We start from the raw sequence: 20,661 nt of genomic DNA on the forward strand, positions 1-20,661 counted from the left end.
GATAGCGGTGTATCAGCCAGCAAAAATGCTGAATGTTAAGCCCTCATCGCGAGCAAGCTCGCTCCCACAGTTTTTTTGCAGTCAGCAGGCTAAGCCTCCCAACCCGCCCCACTCACCGCCGCCTGCACCAGCGGGTGCAGTTCCGCCCCTTTATGCTCCGTCTGCCAGGCCAGCAATTCCTTGCGCATGCTCGGCGCCCAGTACATCTGCAGATGATTGCGCACGCTGAGCACTGCCTGTTGCTGGTCCGGCTGGCTGGCAAAGTACTGGGCGATCTGGTTGGCCATCTTGATCAGGTTGTCCGTACTCATCGGCGTACCTCCGCTTTGGCGCCACGGGCCCGGTCCTTGAGCAGACGATGCTGTTCATCGCTGAACTCCTGGAAGCGCTTTTGCCACTCCGAAGGGTGATAAACGCGGCTGACTTCCACGGCCGTGACCTTGTACTCCGGACAGTTGGTGGCCCAGTCGGAGTTGTCGGTGGTGATCACGTTGGCCCCCGATTCCGGGAAGTGGAAGGTGGTGTACACCACGCCCGGGGCGACCCGTTCGGTGATCCGCGCACGCAGCACGGTCTGCCCGGCGCGGCTGCCGATGCCGACCCAGTCACCTTCGTTGATGCCACGGCTCTCGGCGTCGGTCGGGTGGATTTCCAGGCGGTCTTCGTCGTGCCAGGCGACGTTGTCGGTGCGCCGGGTCTGGGCGCCGACGTTGTACTGGCTGAGGATGCGCCCGGTGGTCAGCAGCAGCGGATAACGAGTGTTGACCTTCTCCTCGGTGGGCACGTAGCCGGTGAGCATGAAACGCCCCTTGCCGCGCACGAATTCCTCGATGTGCATGGTCGGCGTACCGTCCGGCGCCGCGGCGTTGCACGGCCATTGCAGGCTGCCGTGGCGGTCCAGTTCGGTGTAGCTGACGTTGGTGAAGGTCGGTGTCAGGCTGGCGATTTCATCCATGATTTCCGATGGGTGTTTGTAGTTCATCGGGTAGCCCAGGGCATTGGCGAGGGCCACGGTGCCTTCCCAGTCGGCCTTGCCGCCCAGCGGGTCCATGACCTTGCGCACCCGGGAGATGCGCCGCTCGGCGTTGGTGAAGGTGCCGTCCTTTTCCAGGAACGAGGCGCCCGGCAGGAACACGTGTGCGAACTTGGCGGTTTCATTGAGGAAAATATCCTGCACCACCACGCACTCCATGGCCGACAAAGCAGCGGTGACGTGCTGGGTATTCGGATCGCTCTGGGCGATGTCTTCGCCCTGGCAATACAGGCCCTTGAAACTGCCGGCCAGGGCCGACTCGAACATGTTGGGAATGCGCAGGCCCGGGTCGGGTTGCAGGGTGACGTTCCACGCCTGTTCGAACTGCGCCCGTACCACCTCGTTGGAGATGTGCCGGTAACCAGGCAACTCGTGGGGGAAGGAGCCCATGTCGCAGGAACCCTGCACGTTGTTCTGCCCCCGCAACGGGTTCACGCCCACGCCTTCGCGGCCGATGTTGCCCGTGGCCATCGCGAGGTTGGCGATGCCCATGACCGCCGTGCTGCCCTGGCTGTGTTCGGTGACGCCGAGGCCGTAGTAGATCGCCGCGTTGCCACCCGTGGCATACAGACGGGCGGCGGCGCGGATGTCGGCAGCGGGCACACCGCAGATGGCGCCCAGCACTTCCGGCGAGTTCTCCGCACGGCTGACGAACTCGCTCCAGTTGGCGAAATCGCTGCCCTCGCAACGGGCGTCGATAAAGGCTTGGTTGAGCAGGCCTTCAGTAACAATGACATGAGCCAGCGCATTGAGCATGGCGACGTTAGTGCCCGGGCGCAGGGCCAAATGGTATTCGGCGCGGGCATGCACCGAGTCCACCAGATCAATGCGTCGTGGATCGATGACGATCAGTCGCGCACCTTCACGCAGGCGGCGTTTGAGCTGGGAGGCGAACACCGGGTGGGCGTCGCTGGGGTTGGCGCCCATCACCAGGATCACGTCGGCCTGCATCACCGAGTCGAAACTCTGGGTGCCGGCGGACTCGCCCAGGGTTTGCTTCAAGCCATAACCGGTCGGCGAGTGGCAGACCCGCGCGCAGGTGTCGACGTTGTTGTTGCCGAAGGCCGCACGCACCAGTTTTTGCACCAGATAGGTTTCTTCGTTGGTGCAGCGGCTGGAGGTGATGCCACCAATGGAGTCGCGGCCGTATTTCTGCTGCAACCGACGGAATTCGCTGGCGGCGTAAGTCACCGCTTCATCCCAGCTGACTTCCTGCCATGGGTCGTTGATGTGCTTGCGGATCATCGGCTTGGTGATGCGATCCGGGTGGGTGGCGTAGCCCCAGGCAAAGCGCCCCTTGACGCAGGAGTGGCCGTGGTTGGCCTGGCCGTTCTTGTCCGGAACCATGCGCACCAGCTGGTCGCCTTTCATCTCGGCGCGGAACGAACAGCCCACGCCGCAATAGGCGCAAGTGGTGATCACGCTGCGTTCTGGCTGACCGAGTTCGACCACGCTTTTTTCCATCAGGGTCGCAGTAGGGCAGGCCTGTACACAGGCGCCGCAGGACACGCATTCCGAGTCGAGGAAGTTATCCCCACCGGCGGCGGCCACCCGGGATTCAAAACCGCGCCCGGTAATGGTCAGGGCAAAGGTGCCCTGGGTTTCTTCGCAGGCGCGCACGCAGCGGTTGCAGACGATGCACTTGCTCGGGTCGTAGTCGAAATAGGGATTGGATTTGTCCTTCACGTCGGCCAGATGGTTGTCGCCTTCATAGCCGTAACGCACCTCCCGCAGGCCGACCTGACCGGCCACGGTTTGCAGCTCGCAGTTGCCGTTGGCCGAGCAGGTCAGGCAGTCCAGCGGGTGATCGGAGATGTACAACTCCATGACGTTACGGCGCAGGGTCGCGAGCTTCGGCGTCTGGGTGTGCACGCTCATGCCTTCAGTAACCGGCGTGGTGCAGGACGCCGGATAACCGCGCATGCCGTCGATCTCCACCAGGCACATGCGGCAGGAGCCGAAGGCTTCCAGGCTGTCGGTGGCACAGAGTTTCGGAATGGTGGTGCCCAGCAGCGCGGCGGCGCGCATCACCGAGGTGCCTTCGGGCACGCTGATGCTACGGTCGTCGATGCTCAGGGTGACTTGCACCTCGCTCTCACGGGAAGGAGTGCCGAGGTCGATATCGGTGTTCGGGTCGAAGAGAGTAATCATTGCTCGGCCTCCGAGGGCTGCAAGCCGAAGTCGGCGGGGAAGTGCTTGAGGGCGCTGGCGACCGGAAAGGAAACCATGCCGCCCAACGCGCACAGCGAACCGTATTGCAGGGTGTCGCACAGGTCCTTGAGGATGATCACCTGCTCATCGCGACCGCTCGCGTCCGGTGCGGCCAACAGACGGTCGATCACCTCGACGCCACGGGTCGAGCCGATGCGGCACGGCGTGCATTTGCCACAGGATTCCTCGGCGCAGAACTCCATCGCAAAGCGCGCCATATGGGCCATGTCCAATGTGTCGTCAGCCACCACCACACCACCGTGACCGAGCATCGCACCGATGGCGGCGAAGGCTTCGTAATCCAGCGGCGTGTCGAATTGCGACGGCGGCACCCAGGCACCGAGCGGGCCACCCACCTGCGCAGCCTTCAGCGGTCGGCCACTCGCGGTACCGCCGCCGTAGTCGTCCACCAGCTCCCGCAGCGACAGGCCAAAAGCCCGTTCCACCAGTCCGCCATGACGAATATTGCCCGCCAGCTGGAAGGGCATGGTGCCCAGGGAGCGGCCCATGCCGTAGTCGCGATAGAACTGCGCACCCTTGGCCAGAATCAGCGGCACCGAGGCCAGGGTCAGCACGTTGTGCACCAGGGTCGGCTGTCCAAACAGCCCTTTCAAGGCAGGAATCGGCGGCTTGGCGCGGACGATCCCGCGCTTGCCTTCGAGCGAGTCCAGCAGCGCGGTTTCCTCACCGCAGATGTACGCACCGGCGCCGACGCGCACTTCCATATTGAAGGCCTGACCGCTGCCGCCGACATTGGCGCCCAGGTAACCGTTCTCCCGGGCAATCTGCAGCGCGTTGCGCAGGGTGGCCACGGCATCCGGATATTCCGAGCGCACATAGATGTAGCCGTAGGTGGCGCCGACGCAGAGACCGGCAATGGCCATGCCTTCGATCAGCAGGAAAGGGTCGCCTTCCATCAACATACGGTCGGCAAAGGTGCCGGAGTCGCCTTCGTCGGCGTTGCACACGATGTACTTCTGCGCCGCTTCGGTCGCACGCACCGTGCGCCATTTGATCCCGGCGGGGAAGGCCGCACCGCCACGGCCACGCAGGCCTGAATCGAACACCGCCGTCGCGGTCTGCTCGCCGCCAAGGGCGACGGCCCTGTTCAAACCTTCGAAACCGCCATGGGCCCGGTAATCGTCAAGCGACAGCGGCCGGGTGATGCCGGCGCGGGCGAACAGCAAGCGTTGTTGAGTCTTCAGATACGGCAATTCTTCCACCAGGCCCAAGGCCAGTGGATGAGCGGACGGCTCGCCTTGCAGCGCATCAAGCACCGACGGCACATCGGCGGCAGTCAGCGGCCCGAAGCCGATACGACCTTGCGGGCTGTCTACTTCCAGTAATGGTTCCAGCCAGTACAGGCCGCGCGAGCTGGTGCGCTGCAGTTCCAGCGGCAGATTGCGTTCCCTGGCTTGAGTGATCAGCGCCGTGGAGACCTCGTCGGCGCCCACCGCTCGGGCCAGCGAATCACAGGGCAGATAAAGAGTCGGCATCACGCGTCCTCCCGGCAAGCGTCGAGCAAGGCATCGAGACGCTCGGCGCTCAGCCGCGCATGCACCTTGCCGTCCAGTTCCAGAGCGGGCGAACAGGCACAGGCACCCAGGCAATACACCGGCCGCAAACTGATGCTGCCATCGGCACTGCTGCCGTGGTCATCCAGTTGCAGACGCTCACGCAACTGCGCCGCCAACTGCTCGGCGCCACGGCTCTTGCACGACTCGGCGCGGCACAGCCGCAGGATATGCCGCGCAGGCGGCGCAGTACGGAAGTCATGGTAAAAACTGATCACCCCACGAACCTCGGCCTGGCTCAGGTTCAGGGCATGGGCAATCTCGGGGACGGCGACATCGGGGACGTACCCAATGCGCTCCTGAATATCATGAAGAATGGGCAACAGCGCACCCGCAGAGCCCTTGTGGCGCTCCAGCAAACTGTTGACCACAGGCAGGTGCAACATCTCATCAGGCATTCAGCAATCCTCACGGTCACGGACAAACCAGAAGGTCGTCGGTCGTCCGAAAGTGTCGGCTGCGGCACTCACACCACGTCACGGTATCGTGGCAATTTGGCCGTTGGCCAGGGCACCCTGAGCGGGCATCTTGTTGTGCCCGGCACGATCTTCGTCGCACCTCTACTGGGCATAAAAGGCAGCTTGCCACGCCGCTATTGATCGACCTGCACCAAAGCGACGTGCTCGGTTCTGCCTACGACTATCCATTAAGTCTAGATGAGTGGTGCACGGGGCGTTCACACACTGGCCTAATGCTCAAAGGGCCTGTCGATGGCTGATGTATAACAAGCATTACCGGTGAGAAGAAGCATCAGAACCAAGGACAATTCTACGGAGCAGATGCGCTGAAGTACGCCGCTAACCCTGTGGGAGCGAGCCTGCTCGCGAATGCGCCAGCCCAGCCACCCTCAATGCCGAAGGTGCACCGAAATCACAACCCACTGGGTCCAAACAACGCCTGTCAGCTCACCGCACCCCCCTGTGGGAGCGAGCTTGCCCGCGAAGGCGCCAGCCCAGCCAACACAAAACCCAGAACTGAACCACAACCCCCTGTAGGAGCGAGCCCGCTCGCGAAAAACCCAAGGCATCCACATGTCCCACTGAATACCCCCGCCCACCGCAACCAAGCCCGCCCCTACAACGTCACGCCTGACGCTTGAAACCAAAATCGATCCCGGCGCGTCGCCCACTACCCCTAAGCCGTAGCCCCAGCCCGCTTGGACGCCACTTCATTATCCCGATCCCGCATCAGCACCTTCACCGCATCATCCACCAACGCCTTGCTCATCGAAGTCAGATAATGCGCCGCCCAGGCGTGACGGTCGGTATCTCTGGCATAAGCGGCATCTTCAGTGAGCGTCTTGGCCAGGAACAGAAAATCGGAGGCCATGGACAACGCATCGCCAAGAGGAACCCCGCGAGTGACATGAAACAGCGCTTGATCCGCGCAGTAAATGGCCGGTGTCAGGCCGATGGTTTTGAGTTCAGATTGTTCAGTCATTGCCCACCTCCGAGGATGGAGAGGCAATGGGGGAGGGCGTTACGCGATTGGGAATCGCATAGAGAGAAAAGCCAAATTTCAAACGGATTTGTCTTGGTCATGGTCAACATCCTTGATTTGAGGAGCTGCCACGAGCCTTCTCACAGGCTTGGGTGACAGCCGTGCGCGGGGTGAGAAACCGGCAATCAAGGCAACCGGTAGACCCAAAGGTCTCCCACGCACAGCCGCCATAAAGCCATATCGCAGACGAAAAAAAACGCCACGACAGGTTTTGGGGCGCTTTGCGCCTTGATTGTTTCGGGCTCTCACACCCGGTCGCTGAATTGGCAGCGACGGTGGGAGGTTATCGTGCAGAACCTTTTCCTGCAACCTTCGAAAGGCCCTAGCTTAAGGACGCTTTGTGACCTGTCCACTCTCTTTGAGAAGTGGTCCTTTGAATTAAAGGGAAAAGTACGTCGCGTCATTGAAATTAGGCATTCTATCTTCTCACCGTCTATCTTCCGGTAGGCCTCAAGCATAGAACTTGACAATATATACGGCATGCAAGTTTATTTGTTGGCAACGCTCAATCCACAGGATGCAGAGCAGCGGAGGTTTCATGTACAACCTAATCGTTTCTGGCAATGATGAATGGTGGGAGCGGCAGCGGTTGACCTTCTCCGTAGATCGCTTCAAGGAGTACAGCGGAGTAGAGGCGCAAGCTATTTCTCTCGCCAATCCTGAATCCTTGGTACGCCTTGAACAGATCCCTACGCTCCTAATGTATGAAGTTGGGGCAGATGGCGAAAATCATCTTCAGGTACGCCACGGTCGCTTAAGAGGTATCACTCGTCGAGGGCGGGATCTCGAGTTCTCATTTGAGCCGGATCCGGAGCGAACCTACTTAGATCGCAATGCCGTTCTGGCGTTTGCAGATGAAATGGGTATTGAGCAGTTTGAACGCTATCGTACTCATTGGGCGATCAAGGATCAGGAAATTCCTCCCGCCTTATTGATGCTGGCAGCACCAGAACCCGTCCGTCGTTCTTTGCAGCAAATTTCAACCGAGTACATCGAGGCGTGTAGAGAAAGGAACCGACACGCAAGACGAGAACTATTACTGGAGCTCGATACTTTTCCTCCTTCTATAGATAAGGCGATGGCCATGTTGCCCGCCAGGTTGATTGAACGGCCAACGCCGGCCCTTTACCCTCTTTTGGGCATTGAACGTCGAACGCCTGAAGGCCGTGCTGCGCTTGAAGCTGTTCTGAGACAGTTGGTAGTCGATGATGAAGCGGATGACGCTGAAAATGAGGAGAGATCAGTTGCCTGCTTCTCATTAGCTTGGTTCATTGACACTTATGGTAGTCCCACCGAACGCTTGCTTCTCGCGACTACCACCGAAAGGTGTCGTGCACTAATAACGCGCCTTGGAGCGGACGATCAAAGCTCAGTTGAGCAGCTAAGTATGTCTTTAATATTGTGTTCAAGGAGCCGTCACTTAACTATTGAGTTACGTCGCGAAATTGAGGTGCTTATAGACCGGCTGACCAAGCGGCAACATGCTGCTGGATATTGGGAACTAGTTGACGCGGAAGGCACTCAAACAATCGGGGTTCGTGGTACGACACAAGCTGTTGTCGCTTTACAGCGCCTTGGTGATGACCGCTATCACCACAGAATACGCCAAGCGGTTAATTGGTTTGTCAACCAGGTTTCTGGCGAATCAGGTGCGTGGCCTCGCTACATTGGAAGTGAAGACGATACGGTCTCTACCGTTTTTGCCTTAGAGGCAATCCGTCGCTCAGATCTATCGACAGACCTTGTGCATATTCTCGAGCGAGGCGAAATATGGCTAATTGAACAACAGAACGAAGACTCGGGGTGGGAGTCTATTCCGTGGGGTGAAGACTTCGTTACCAGTTTGGTGCTCGAATATCTCGTTAAGAAGGGCGAGATTTTGACGCAGGTGGATGGGTTTTTACTTATGTCGAGGGACTTTTTTCGTAGAGCTGAGCACTTACAGACAGAAAGTGGAGCTAATAATCGGCGGCTGGCGGCGATTGCAGCCGTGCATTCGGTTGAAATGTTTCTATACGGGCTATTTGACATTAGAGAGGATCTTGGGCTTTCCGCTTATCGAGACAATGGTGCTGATACCATCGGTTTACGCCAAGCACTTTCATCGTACCAAGATGCACTAAGAAGAATTGGTCAGTTGGGTGCAGGAGAGCGACTATCCCAAGTAGAGGCGCTAAGGTCGCTGATAAGTAGAAGGGATGGGATAATTCATCGTGCTCATGAAATTAGTGAAGCTGAATTGACAGCGGGGATCAAGCAAGCTCGCCTATTTATCGAAAAGAATGGGCGTCAGCTTTTAGGTATAAACTTGTTGCAGTAAGCATAAGGTAGAGTGGGGAAGTGAGCTGGAAAAGGGCTCAGATTTATTATTGTATAAGACGTGGCGATCTGCGTCTGTCCGCCTATCGGGCGCTCTCTTTTTTAGGCCGCCGCCATCACTCATTGAATGTCTTTCAGGTAATTCTTGAGCCCAATGAGAGGGGCATTAAGCTGCTTCATATGGACGGAGTTGGGGCGGATTTATTAAGTGTATTCACGAAATATTTCAAGTAACCCTTGGGCGCAATGAGCAGCATCAGCATTCAAATCATCGTCTGCGCGCTGCCGAAATTGGTCTCGGTCAGTTCAGACCTCTTTCCATGAAAAAGGGGGCGGATTTATTTTTTTAATAAATCTGCCCCATATTTCGTCCTTACCATAAAGCAGTTCTAAAACGATTTTTACCCAGCCTAAGCTCAGCGCGGACAATGTTAAGTATTATGCCCGATTGTCAGCGATACGCTTTGAGTTTGTTATGAAGTTTGTTTTTGAAAGTGGAGATTTGTAGTAATCCTCATCCAGAAATCTCAAAAGCTTTTTTAGATCTGACTTGTTGTCCGGAATAACTATTAGCTCTATTGTGTCTTCCGTAGTTGTCATGAATGGGATGTTGAACTCGATTGCAACCGCCTTCATTTCATTGATTGGAACGTTTTGAAGAATTCCACTTTGCTGAATTAGGGAGATCTTCCTTCTTACCCAAGAGTCAGAAAGTTCAAGAAGGTGATCAGTGCTTGCTGCTTTGATGATATTTAACGCGGCAAAGTCTTTGACGTCATCATCTGTCGCAACTTTATAATATTCACTTAGATCAAATATTTGTCGTGCAGCATGAAAGCTAAAGAATTTAAGGTGTCCCTCTTCCAGGGTCGCAGCGAGCTTATAGTCGACGGTTAATCCTATGCCTTCAATTTTTTTATACACGTTGGCAGAGTGGAATATAGAAAGACCATTGGTTGATATGATTTTTCTGCGATCAAAATTTTGCACCAAAACTTTGATGTGTCCGGCTTGGTTGGTGTACCCAGTAAAGAGCGCTTTTATCTCGTTAAAAAAATCTTCTGTTGGTTCTACCTCATCTACACCTAGCGGATTTTCTACGGCCGACTTTAAATCGTCAATGTCGTCATAGTTATCAATGTAAAGTACTTCGCCTGGGTCCGGTTTGTACTTCCCGTCGAACTCAATCTCTTGCTCTGCCTCATCGAATGCGGTTTCTTGGTCTTTGATGTATCTAGTCAGATCGACCTGCACTGGGTTTGACAGGATGAATCTTACTATTCTCTTGGCTGGATTATTTGTTAGCGCAAAAAGATTTAGCATTACGGCATTACTCCATTAACATTCCGTTAGATATTTTTTTCACGGTCTTTATGTTTTTTGGGCTTAGTATTTGTCTTCTGGTTATTAGGGTGTAAACCATGCCCTCATCAGACTCGACTTTATAAAATCTGAATTTAAACAAGTACAGCACTGGGTGGGATGGTATGTTTGAAATAAGCCACCCTGCAATAAATGTCACGCTAATAAACAAGAGGGACATTATAAAATCGATCTCGGCCATTTTCATTGCGATGGGGGCCAGATAGCTTGCGATAAAAACAAGTAAGAAATAGTCCGCTGACTCTACTTTTTTAGCCTTGAAGCTAATGCTTTCAGCCTCCGCTCTTAGCCATGCTAGTATCAAGAATGGCAGGGCAATTCCTAATATTGAAATAATGACAAGCTGGATAACTAAAGCATCTATGGTTCCGGTTGAATAATACCGGACACCTCCAATCACTAAAAGTGCTGGAGAGAAGGATGAGACAAATAAAATCGTTTTTAGCCAATTTCTCAATTTTTGCTCTCTAGTGTTTAATGTGGTGGACTAAAAACAGTTTCTTGGAACCTATCTAAGGTTGGGTTTTATTGGGAGCCGGGGGCTTGCATTTTTGTGAGTAGTAGAGAGAATCATAGAAAAGTCGTGGCTCCCGTTAAATATTTTTATTTGAAGTTTATCTCGCCTTGACCTCGAAGTAACTGACGAATCTTATAGTCCCATCGATTGTCGTGAATGGTTCTATCGTGCTCGTATTCGCCATTTATAATTTCGTCCTTGCTCAAAGAAGAGAGTTCTTCCCAGTCATGACCGAACACATATGTGGCGTTATTTAGATGTATGCTTTCGAGAAAATATGCCTTCTTCTTGGAAAATCCAAATACGAAGTATCCAGAATAGCCACCTCGACCGGTTGCTAGAAAATCCGGTTCATATTGAGAAAGTAGTCTCATGCGGTGCTCAATGACACCTTTTGCAGAGGCAGTTAACCTTTGAAGATGTGGTTCAATATACCCTTTAGCATCATTCCATGGATACTTACCTGGTGGAAGTACTTCCCACTGAAGCTGGCGGATAGGCACGTCGGCAATTTTGTGGTCTTTTATGTCAAATATCTTGAATTTACCAAAGCATTCAAGCATTAGATTTGCCAAGTGCAGGGCAGCGCCTTCACTATCCTCATCAAAATCAATTTCGCGAGTTGCGAAATACAACTCACCATCGATGTTTTTTAGGATGATTCGTTCTGTCGGAGCGGGAAGAAAATCTATAGGGTAAACATCCATGATTCGATGCTGTACGCCAGAGTGCTCTCGGCCATGCCAGTCTTTCCACGTTCGATAAGTTGGTATGGCTTTTTTGATCATGGGAAGGTCTCTCCTCTTAATTTCCTTCCCGCTTATATTGTAATCGCTTATTCTGCCTACATTGCTCGGGAGAGCTGCATCGCCATCCCGCTCAAGCTTATCTAAACCGAGCTTGAAAAGGTTGTCGCCCACTACACCCTTAGCATCGACAACAAAATATACTTTCTTGGCACCTCTAGCCTCCGCGTAAATGCGCGCTACGCTTTTTAGTACATTGCCTTCGATCATGAACTATTCCCTGTGCGATACCTGAGACAGAATCGTAACGCTATCACTAGGCCACTAAATATATCAACGGCCGTCCGCAGCTTCGGGAAAGTCGCCAATATTTTTGCCGACGACTTCGAGTTCCTGCCTTTGGCCGTTTTTGGCTACAGAAGAATGTCAATATTGCTCACTGCCTGTCTCGACTGCGTTTTGAGTGAGATGCAGTCGATCATCCAAGCAGCGATCATACGAATGAAAACTCTTGATCAGGCGGGATCGAGATGTGGTGACCAGCGTTGGTCCGCCTATTGGACATGTTCACTTTTTAGGCCACCCCTTACCTTCATTGAATCTCTTTCAGATAATCCTTGAGCGCAACGAGCGGTGCATCAAGCTCCTCCATCATCTGAATCCCGGCAAATTCCCCCGCCAACCTCCCCAACTCCCGCCCCAACGGCTTATCCACACCCCCAACCGCCTCCAACGCCAACCCCACACACTCACCCACCTTCACCTGAATCCCCTCAACATCCCCTCGCCGCACCAGCAACTCAAACACATCCCGCTGGTAATCCCCCATCACCAAATCATCCCGCAAGATCGGGCTCTGGCCTTCCGATTCATAAGCCAGTTTGAGGGAGAAGAGGGCGACGGTTTCCAGGTGCAATTCCATGGGGGGAATCCTTGTGAAATGTTCTTCCGGCGAGGAGGGTCGAAGAGAGGCAAGATCAAAAGATCGCAGCCTTCGGCAGCTCCTACAGGTTGGTGCGTTGTCGGGGCGTTTGTCGGTGGGGGCAGGTGCTTTTCTTTGGGCGAAAAAAAAGGCCTTGCTAAGCAAGACCTTTCTTAATTTTGGTGCCCCGAGGGAGACTCGAACTCCCACTCCTTTCGAAAACGGATTTTGAATCCGCCGCGTCTACCAATTCCGCCATCAGGGCTCAATGGCGGCGAAGTATAGAGATGAGATAACCGCTGGTCAATCAGGTACATGGAGAATTTTTGATAATTCCGCTAGACTTCCCGGCCCTGCTAGACGAACCCCATCATGCGCGTTGCTGACTTTACTTTCGAGCTCCCTGATTCGCTGATTGCCCGCCATCCTTTGGCCGAGCGTCGCAATAGTCGTCTGTTGACCCTGGATGGGGTCAGCGGCGCCCTGGCACACCGTCAATTCACTGATTTGCTGGAGCATTTGCGCCCCGGCGATTTGATGGTGTTCAACAATACCCGGGTGATTCCGGCGCGGCTGTTTGGCCAGAAGGCTTCCGGCGGCAAGCTGGAAATCCTGGTGGAGCGGGTGCTGGACAGTCATCGCGTGCTGGCCCATGTGCGTTCCAGCAAGTCGCCCAAGCCTGGGTCGAAGATCCTGATCGACGGCGGTGGCGAGGCCGAGATGCTGGCGCGTCACGATGCGTTGTTCGAGCTGGGGTTTGCCGAGGAGGTGTTGCCGCTGCTCGATCGCGTCGGGCACATGCCGTTGCCTCCTTATATAGACCGCCCGGATGAAGGCGCCGACCGCGAGCGTTACCAGACCGTCTACGCCGAGCGTTTGGGCGCAGTGGCGGCGCCGACGGCGGGGCTGCATTTCGATCAGGTGCTGATGGAGGCGATTGCCGCCAAGGGCGTCGAGACGGCGTTCGTGACCTTGCACGTCGGCGCGGGTACGTTCCAGCCGGTGCGGGTCGAGAAGATCGAAGACCACCATATGCACAGCGAGTGGCTGGAAGTCGGCCAGGATGTGGTCGATGCGGTCGCTGCGTGCCGTGCTCGCGGTGGTCGCGTGGTGGCCGTGGGGACCACCAGCGTGCGCTCGCTGGAAAGTGCGGCGCGCGATGGCGTGCTCAAGCCGTTCAGCGGCGATACAGACATTTTCATTTACCCTGGCCGGCCGTTTCATGTGGTCGATGCCCTGGTCACCAACTTCCATTTGCCCGAATCCACGCTGTTGATGCTGGTTTCGGCGTTTGCCGGTTATCCGGAAACCATGGCTGCCTACAAAGCCGCGGTCGACAACGGTTACCGCTTTTTCAGCTACGGTGATGCGATGTTCATCACCCGTAATCCCGCTCCAAGCGGCCCAGAGGAAACAGTATGAGTCGCACCTGTCGTATGTCTTTCGAGCTGCTGGCCACTGATGGCAAGGCTCGTCGCGGTCGTTTGACCTTCCCGCGCGGTACCGTCGAGACCCCGGCCTTCATGCCGGTGGGCACCTACGGCACGGTCAAGGGCATGCTGCCACGGGATATCGAGGCGACTGGCGCTGAAATCATTCTGGGCAACACCTTCCACCTGTGGCTGCGCCCGGGCACGGAAGTGATCAAGAAGCACGGCGACCTGCACGATTTCATGCAGTGGAAAGGCCCGATCCTGACCGACTCCGGCGGTTTCCAGGTGTTCAGCCTGGGCGCCATGCGCAAGATCAAGGAGGAGGGCGTGACCTTCGCTTCCCCGGTCGACGGCGCCAAGGTGTTCATGGGCCCGGAAGAGTCGATGCAGGTCCAGCGTGACCTGGGCTCGGACATCGTGATGATTTTCGACGAATGCACGCCGTACCCGGCTGATGAAGACGTCGCGCGTATTTCCATGGAGTTGTCCCTGCGTTGGGCCAAGCGTTCGAAAGAAGCCCATGGCGACAACACCGCGGCGCTGTTCGGCATCGTTCAGGGCGGCATGCACCAGGACTTGCGCATGCGCTCCCTGGAAGGCCTGGACAAGATCGGCTTCGACGGCCTGGCCATTGGCGGCCTGTCGGTGGGCGAGCCCAAGCACGAGATGATCAAGGTGCTGGATTACCTGCCGGGCATGATGCCGGCTGACAAACCTCGTTACCTTATGGGCGTTGGCAAACCGGAAGACTTGGTTGAGGGTGTGCGCCGCGGTGTGGACATGTTCGATTGCGTGATGCCAACCCGTAATGCCCGCAATGGGCATCTGTTCATCGATACCGGCGTGCTGAAGATCCGAAACGCGTTCCATCGCCATGATGATTCGCCGCTCGATCCGACCTGCGATTGCTATACCTGCCAGAACTTCTCCCGCGCTTATCTGCATCACCTGGACAAGTGCGGCGAAATGCTGGGAAGCATGCTCAATACCATCCATAACTTGCGTCATTATCAAGTGCTTATGGCTGGTTTGCGCGAGGCTATTCAACAGGGTACATTGGCCGCCTTTGTCGATGCCTTCTATGCCAAACGCGGGTTACCTGTTCCGCCTTTGGACTGAGTTTCCTGACCCCAAGATTCAACATTTGCAACTGGAGTGCTAAATGAGCTTTTTTATCTCTAATGCCATGGCAGACGCTGCAGCACCTGCGGCAGCCCCTATGGGCGGCGGTTTCGAGTGGATTTTCCTGGTCGGCTTCCTGGTCATCTTCTACCTGATGATCTGGCGTCCACAGGCCAAGCGCGCCAAAGAGCAGAAAAACCTGCTGAGCAGCCTGCAAAAAGGCGACGAAGTTGTGACCACTGGCGGCATCGCCGGCAAGATCACTAAAGTGGCCGACGATTTCGTCGTTCTGGAAGTTTCCGACACCGTCGAAATGAAATTCCAGAAAGGCGCCATCGCCGCGACGCTGCCAAAAGGCACGCTCAAAGCGATCTAAGTTTCAACTTCATTTTCAATCGACGGGGCGCGCAAGGCGCCCCGCGTCATAAACGGGCGGCGTGATGCTGAACAAATATCCTCTGTGGAAATACATTCTGATCCTGGCGGTGCTGGCGGTCGGTCTGATTTATTCCGCTCCCAATCTTTATCCTGATGACCCGGCCATTCAGGTCAGCGGTGCAAGCACTGCGCTGCAGGTCAATCAGGCTGATCTGGATCGCGTGAGCGCTGCGCTCAAGGAATCCGGGATCAACGTCAAGGCTGCCACGCTGGCAGAGGGCGGCAAGGGCGGGCTGATTCGCCTGACCAAGGCTGAAGACCAGCTGCCGGCCAAGGACGTTGTACGCAAGGCGTTGGGTGATGACTACGTCGTTGCATTGAACCTGGCACAAACCACCCCGCAATGGCTGCGCAACCTCGCTGCGCACCCGATGAAGCTGGGTCTGGACTTGTCCGGTGGTGTGCACTTCCTGCTGGAAGTGGACATGGACAAAGCCCTCGATGCACGTCTGAAAGTCTACGAAGGCGATGTAAAGAGCCTGCTGCGTAAAGAAAAGCTGCGCTATCGCAGCCTGCCGCAACTCAATGGTGCCATCCAGCTGGGCTTCGCTGATGAAGACAGCCGTGAACAGGCCCGTGTGCTGATCCGCAAGAACTTCAACGATTTCGACATTGTTCCGGCCGACCTCAATGGTCAACCGGTGCTGCGTCTGGCGATGACCCCGGCCAAGCTGGCGGAAATCCGCGAATACTCCATCAAGCAGAACTTGACCACGGTACGTAACCGCGTCAACGAGCTGGGTGTTGCCGAACCGATTGTCCAGCGCCAGGGCGCCAACCGCATCGTGGTTGAGCTGCCGGGCGTGCAGGACACCGCCGAAGCCAAGCGTATCCTCGGCAAGACGGCCAACCTCGAGTTCCGTCTGGCCGCTGAGCCGGGTGCTTCGAAAGCCACTTCCGAATCCTTCGAGTTCCGTGAAGGCGGCCGTCCTCCTGCGCTGATCGAGCGCGGCCTGATCATCACCGGTGACCAGGTGACTGACGCCAAGGCCGGCTTCGACGAGCACGGCAGGCCAGAAGTGAATATCCGTCTGGATGGCCACGGCGGCGAGCTGATGAGCCGTGCGACCCGTTCGAACGTTGGTCGCAGCATGGCGGTGATCTTCATCGAGCAGCGTCCGGTCACCACTTACACCAAGCAAGTGGTCAACGGCGTCGAGAAAGACGTGCCGGTCCAGAGCTTCAAGGAAGAGAAGAAGATCATCAGCCTGGCGACCATCCAGTCGCCGCTGGGCGCCCAGTTCCGTATTACCGGCCTGAACGGCCAGGGCGAGTCGTCCGAGCTGGCGCTGCTGCTGCGTGCCGGTGGTCTGGCTGCACCGATGTACTTTGCTGAAGAACGCACCATTGGTCCAAGCCTGGGTGCCGACAACATCACCAAGGGTATCGATGCGTCGCTGTGGGGCATGCTGTTCGTCTCGCTGTTCATCATGGCCATCTACCGCTTCTTCGGCCTGATTGCCACCGTCGCTCTGGCGGTGAACATGGTGATGCTGCTGGCGCTGATGTCGCTGCTGGGTGCAACGCTGACCCTGCCGGGTATCGCCGGTATCGTATTGACCATGGGTATGGCGGTCGACGCCAACGTGCTGATCTTCTCGCGGATCCGTGAAGAGATCGCCGCCGGCATGACCGTGCAGCGCGCAATCAACGAAGGCTTCGGCCGGGCTTTCACCGCGATTCTCGACGCCAACCTGACCACCTTGCTGGTCGGCGGCATCCTCTTTGCCATGGGCACCGGCCCGGTCAAGGGCTTCGCAGTGACCATGTCCCTCGGGATCTTTACCTCGATGTTCACGGCCATCATGGTGACCCGCGCGATGGTCAACCTGATCTTCGGCGGTCGTGACTTCAAGAAGTTGTGGATTTAAGGGGCTGCCATGTTACGTACAATCAACTTCATGGGCGTTCGCAACTTTGCGTTCGGCGTCACATTGTTCCTTACCGCACTGGCCTTGTTCAGTGTCTTCCACAAGGGCATGAACTGGGGCCTGGACTTCACCGGCGGTACGCTCATCGAGCTGACCTACGAGCGTCCGGCCGATGTCACCAAGGTGCGGGAGCAACTGGTGACCGCGGGTTATCACGAAGCCATCGTGCAGAACTTCGGTGCAACCACCGATCTGCTGGTGCGCATGCCGGGCGAAGACCCGCAACTGGGTCACCAGGTCGCTGACGCCTTGCAGAAGGTCGGCGGCGAGAACCCGGCGTCGGTCAAGCGTGTCGAGTTCGTCGGCCCGCAGGTGGGTGAAGAACTGCGCGACCAGGGCGGCCTCGGCATGCTGATGGCGCTGGGCGGCATCCTGATCTACCTGGCGTTCCGCTTTCAGTGGAAGTTCGCGGTCGGTGCGATCGTGTCCCTGATCCACGACGTGATCGTGACCATCGGTATCCTGTCGTTCTTCCAGATCACCTTCGACCTGACGGTGCTGGCGGCGGTACTGGCGATCATCGGTTACTCGCTCAACGACACCATCGTGGTATTCGACCGGGTTCGTGAGAACTTCCGCGTACTGCGCAAGGCCAGCCTGATCGAGAACATCAACATCTCGACCACGCAAACCCTGCTGCGGACCATGGCGACTTCGATCTCCACCTTGCTGGCGATCGCGGCCCTGCTGTTCTTCGGCGGCGACAACCTGTTCGGTTTCTCCATCGCCCTGTTCATCGGTGTTCTGGCGGGTACCTACTCGTCGATCTACATCGCGAACGTGGTGCTGATCTGGCTGAACCTGAGCACTGAAGACCTGATTCCTCCTGCCAACACCGAGAAGGAAGTCGACGACCGTCCTTGAGGGAAGTTTCTCTCTGCGATGTAGTCCAAAAAAGGCGCGAGTTGAACTCGCGCCTTTTTTTGTGCTCCAAGGCTGGGAGAAGCGCGGACACGTTCCGCATGTGATGGTCCAGGAGGTTCATGTGAACAAGTCGATGCTGGTTGGTGCTGTACTGGGTGCTGTCGGTGTGACTGCCGGGGGCGCTGTGGCCACCTACAGCCTGGTTAAAAGCGGTCCTGAGTTCGCACAAGTACTCGCCGTTGAGCCGGTCAAGACACAAATCAAGACTCCACGTGAAGTGTGCAAGGATGTAACGGTCACCCGGCAGGCGCCGGTGAAAGATCAACATCAGATCGCCGGTACGGTGGTCGGTGCATTGGCAGGTGGTTTGCTGGGTAACCAGATCGGTGGCGGCACCGGCAAGAAGATCGCCACGGTCGCGGGTGCTGTCGGTGGTGGTTATGCCGGCAACAAGGTGCAGGAAGGCATGCAAGAGCGTGATACCTACACCACGACCCAGACCCGCTGCAACACGGTCAACGACATCAGTGACAAGGTTGTAGGTTACGACGTGCGGTATTCGCTGGACGGCAAGGAAGGCAAGGTGCGCATGGATCGTGATCCGGGCAATCAGATTCCGGTGGATAAGGAAGGCAAGTTGATCCTGTCGGAGAATCAGCAGGGTCAGTGATCTGGATAAAAAAGAAGCACCCTGCGGGGTGCTTTTTTGTGCCCGCAAATAGCTGATTTCGAATGTAGGAGCTGCCGAAGGCTGCGATCTTTTGATCTTGATTTTTAAAATCAAAAGATCGCAGCCTTCGGCAGCTCCTACAGGGGTGAGGTGTAGCAGTCGGCATCAATGGTCAATGTCAGGTCGGATCGCCAGCAAGCCAGGTCGAATTGCAGGCATAAAAAAAGCACCCCGAAGGGTGCTTTTTTCTGTCGCGGGAAGCTTAGCGCTTCAGCGAGGCCGGCAGGTGCGGCTGGATCGCCGTCAAAACTGCCTTGAAGCATTTGGTGTTACCGGCAACGACGTGGCCTTTCTCGAGGAAGTCGTGACCGCCGGTGAAGTCGCTCACCAAACCGCCGGCTTCCTGGATCAGCAGGGCGCCTGCAGCCATGTCCCACTCGGACAGGCCCGACTCCCAGAAGGCGTCGAAGCGGCCGGCAGCCACGTAGGCCAGGTCCAGGCTCGCGGAACCTGCGCGGCGGATGCCGGCAGTCTGGCCAACCAGGGCGCGGAACATGCCCAGGTAGTTGTCGAGGTTGTCCATCTGCTCGTCACGGAACGGGAAGCCGGTACCCAGCAGGGCGCCGTCCAGGCTGGTGCGACCGCTGACGCGCAGGCGACGTCCGTTCAGTTGAGCGCCGCGACCACGGCTGGCGGTGAATTCTTCCTGGCGAACCGGGTCCAGAACAACAGCGTGCTCCAGGCGACCGCGGTATTTGCAGGCAATGCTGACAGCGAAGTGAGGAATGCCGCGCAGGAAGTTGGTGGTGCCGTCCAGCGGATCGATGATCCACAGGTACTCTTCGCCTTCGATGCCGGTGCCGGCGTGCATGCCGGTCTCTTCACCCAGGATCGAGTGATTCGGGTACGCCTTGCGCAGGGCGTCGATGATTTTCTGTTCGGCGGCGCGATCCACCTCGGATACGTAATCCTTGGCGTCTTTTTCGTCGACCTTGATGGTATCCAGGCGCTCGATGGAGCGGAAGATCAATTCACTGGCGCTGCGGGCGGCGCGCAGCGCGATATTCAGCATGGGCTGCATGGATGTGTCACCTAAGGTTGTTAAAGAAAGCCGGGCATTCTATCAGAAAGTTTCTACAGGAGAAGGACGACGTTCGCTTTCATGGCTTAACGGTAGCTTCAGCTGTAAGATTCCGCTCCCGATTATCGTGTTCGAGAGCGCCTCCCTTGCTGCATAACATTCGTGTCGTCCTGGTCAATACCAGCCATCCGGGCAATATCGGCGGGGCTGCGCGTGCCATGAAGAACATGGGCTTGTCGCGGCTGGTGCTGGTCGAGCCTCGTCAGTTCCCGCATCACGAAGCCGACGCCCGTGCTTCCGGTGCCGGTGACATCCTTGAAAACGCGCAAGTCGTCGCCACCTTGGAAGATGCCCTGGTCGGCTGCAACCTGGTGCTGGGTACCAGTGCCCGCGACCGGCGCATTCCCTGGCCGCTGCTCGATCCCCGCGAATGCGGTACGAAGGTGGTCGAGGAAGCCGGGCAGGGCGCGGAAATCGCCCTGGTGTTCGGTCGTGAAGATTCCGGCCTGACCAACGAAGAGCTGCAGCGATGTCATTATCACGTGCACATCCCATCCGACCCTGAGTTCAGTTCGCTGAACCTTGGGGCAGCGGTGCAGGTGTTGAGCTATGAAGTGCGCATGTCCTGGCTGGCCGCCCAAGGCCAGCCAAGCAAGGTCGAGAAGGAAGAGGTGGCTTCGGTCAAAAGCGCTGAGCTGGCGACCATGGACGAGCTGGAGCGATTCTATGAACACCTGGAACAAACCCTGGTGGCCATCGAATTCCTCGATCCGGAAAAACCACGGCACTTGATGGCGCGCCTGCGCCGGTTGTACGGACGCAGCTCGGTCAGCCGGGCGGAAATGAATATTTTGCGTGGCATCCTCACGGAAACCCAGAAAGCGGCCCGTGGTGAGCTTCTAAAGCGGAAGGATTAA

18 protein-coding genes and 1 tRNA gene are annotated in these 20,661 nt (G+C 56.7%); 8 read left to right on the forward strand and 11 right to left on the reverse strand.

What is annotated here, in order from left to right; translation table 11 throughout:
- Positions 1 to 89: 89 nt before the first annotated feature.
- The 5 genes from AC3WJW_RS10575 to AC3WJW_RS10595 form a co-directional block, all read right to left on the reverse strand.
- On the reverse strand, positions 90 to 311 hold the full coding sequence (locus tag AC3WJW_RS10575) for a formate dehydrogenase subunit delta (protein WP_493725956.1): 222 nt from the start codon (positions 309 to 311) through the stop codon (positions 90 to 92).
- On the reverse strand, positions 308 to 3,184 hold the full coding sequence (fdhF, locus tag AC3WJW_RS10580; RefSeq protein WP_493725957.1) for a formate dehydrogenase subunit alpha: 2,877 nt from the start codon (positions 3,182 to 3,184) through the stop codon (positions 308 to 310). Before fdhF ends, AC3WJW_RS10575 begins: the two co-directional genes overlap by 4 nt.
- A complete protein-coding gene (locus AC3WJW_RS10585) occupies positions 3,181 to 4,740 on the reverse strand; it encodes a formate dehydrogenase beta subunit (protein WP_493725958.1) in 1,560 nt (519 codons plus the stop codon). The genes fdhF and AC3WJW_RS10585 overlap by 4 nt, the downstream gene beginning before the upstream one ends.
- Positions 4,740 to 5,216: a formate dehydrogenase subunit gamma gene (locus AC3WJW_RS10590; RefSeq protein WP_493725959.1), complete on the reverse strand. Its 477-nt coding sequence runs from the start codon at positions 5,214 to 5,216 to the stop codon at positions 4,740 to 4,742. The genes AC3WJW_RS10585 and AC3WJW_RS10590 overlap by 1 nt, the downstream gene beginning before the upstream one ends.
- A 736-nt stretch (positions 5,217 to 5,952) precedes the next feature.
- Positions 5,953 to 6,258 (reverse strand): DUF3077 domain-containing protein, encoded by a 306-nt coding sequence (locus AC3WJW_RS10595; protein WP_454238130.1) that lies wholly within the window; start codon positions 6,256 to 6,258, stop codon positions 5,953 to 5,955.
- 598 nt (positions 6,259 to 6,856) lie between these two features.
- Between AC3WJW_RS10595 and AC3WJW_RS10600 the strand changes: the two genes are divergently transcribed.
- A complete protein-coding gene (locus AC3WJW_RS10600) occupies positions 6,857 to 8,638 on the forward strand; it encodes a prenyltransferase/squalene oxidase repeat-containing protein (protein WP_493725960.1) in 1,782 nt (593 codons plus the stop codon).
- Between the two features lie 437 nt (positions 8,639 to 9,075).
- Here the strand turns inward: AC3WJW_RS10600 and AC3WJW_RS10605 are convergent, their stop codons facing one another.
- From AC3WJW_RS10605 to AC3WJW_RS10625, 5 genes are all read right to left on the reverse strand, one after another.
- Entirely contained in the window at positions 9,076 to 9,960 is an 885-nt protein-coding gene (locus AC3WJW_RS10605; protein ID WP_493725961.1) for a Kiwa anti-phage protein KwaB-like domain-containing protein, read from the reverse strand.
- A 7-nt stretch (positions 9,961 to 9,967) separates the two neighbouring features.
- A complete protein-coding gene (locus tag AC3WJW_RS10610) occupies positions 9,968 to 10,477 on the reverse strand; it encodes a KwaA family protein (protein WP_493725962.1) in 510 nt (169 codons plus the stop codon).
- A 146-nt stretch (positions 10,478 to 10,623) separates the two neighbouring features.
- A complete protein-coding gene (locus AC3WJW_RS10615) occupies positions 10,624 to 11,553 on the reverse strand; it encodes a hypothetical protein (protein ID WP_493725963.1) in 930 nt (309 codons plus the stop codon).
- Between the two features lie 322 nt (positions 11,554 to 11,875).
- Entirely contained in the window at positions 11,876 to 12,205 is a 330-nt protein-coding gene (locus AC3WJW_RS10620) for a hypothetical protein (RefSeq protein ID WP_493725964.1), read from the reverse strand.
- A gap of 180 nt (positions 12,206 to 12,385) precedes the next feature.
- Positions 12,386 to 12,470, reverse strand: a tRNA-Leu gene (locus AC3WJW_RS10625).
- Positions 12,471 to 12,577: 107 nt separating this feature from the next.
- Here AC3WJW_RS10625 and queA point away from each other — a divergent pair.
- The 6 genes from queA to AC3WJW_RS10655 all read left to right on the forward strand — a co-directional run bounded on the left by queA (position 12,578) and on the right by AC3WJW_RS10655 (position 18,663).
- Positions 12,578 to 13,627 (forward strand): tRNA preQ1(34) S-adenosylmethionine ribosyltransferase-isomerase QueA, encoded by a 1,050-nt coding sequence (gene queA, locus AC3WJW_RS10630; protein WP_007982725.1) that lies wholly within the window; start codon positions 12,578 to 12,580, stop codon positions 13,625 to 13,627.
- A 14-nt stretch (positions 13,628 to 13,641) separates the two neighbouring features.
- Complete coding sequence (gene tgt, locus AC3WJW_RS10635; protein ID WP_162130301.1) at positions 13,642 to 14,757, forward strand: tRNA guanosine(34) transglycosylase Tgt; 1,116 nt, start codon at positions 13,642 to 13,644, stop codon at positions 14,755 to 14,757.
- A gap of 43 nt (positions 14,758 to 14,800) precedes the next feature.
- Entirely contained in the window at positions 14,801 to 15,136 is a 336-nt protein-coding gene (yajC, locus tag AC3WJW_RS10640) for a preprotein translocase subunit YajC (RefSeq protein WP_007956696.1), read from the forward strand.
- A gap of 64 nt (positions 15,137 to 15,200) precedes the next feature.
- The gene (gene secD / locus AC3WJW_RS10645) at positions 15,201 to 17,069 is read left to right on the forward strand and encodes a protein translocase subunit SecD (protein ID WP_102702728.1); all 1,869 of its coding nucleotides are present in this window, start codon (positions 15,201 to 15,203) and stop codon (positions 17,067 to 17,069) included.
- Positions 17,070 to 17,078: 9 nt separating this feature from the next.
- Positions 17,079 to 17,993, forward strand: a complete 915-nt coding sequence (secF, locus tag AC3WJW_RS10650) for a protein translocase subunit SecF (RefSeq protein ID WP_218476261.1) — start codon at positions 17,079 to 17,081, stop codon at positions 17,991 to 17,993.
- A 121-nt stretch (positions 17,994 to 18,114) separates the two neighbouring features.
- The gene (locus tag AC3WJW_RS10655; protein WP_104450787.1) at positions 18,115 to 18,663 is read left to right on the forward strand and encodes a glycine zipper 2TM domain-containing protein; all 549 of its coding nucleotides are present in this window, start codon (positions 18,115 to 18,117) and stop codon (positions 18,661 to 18,663) included.
- Between the two features lie 262 nt (positions 18,664 to 18,925).
- On the opposite strand, the gene suhB is transcribed toward AC3WJW_RS10655, so the two are convergent.
- Complete coding sequence (gene suhB, locus AC3WJW_RS10660; protein ID WP_007974015.1) at positions 18,926 to 19,744, reverse strand: type III secretion system regulator SuhB; 819 nt, start codon at positions 19,742 to 19,744, stop codon at positions 18,926 to 18,928.
- Between the two features lie 146 nt (positions 19,745 to 19,890).
- Here suhB and trmJ point away from each other — a divergent pair, with 146 nt between their 5' ends.
- Positions 19,891 to 20,661 carry a tRNA (cytosine(32)/uridine(32)-2'-O)-methyltransferase TrmJ gene (gene trmJ, locus AC3WJW_RS10665; RefSeq protein WP_007974014.1) on the forward strand — a complete coding sequence of 257 codons (771 nt, stop codon included), beginning with the start codon at positions 19,891 to 19,893 and terminating at the stop codon, positions 20,659 to 20,661.

It is taken from the genome of Pseudomonas sp. GW821-FHT07G06, from assembly GCF_058986625.1.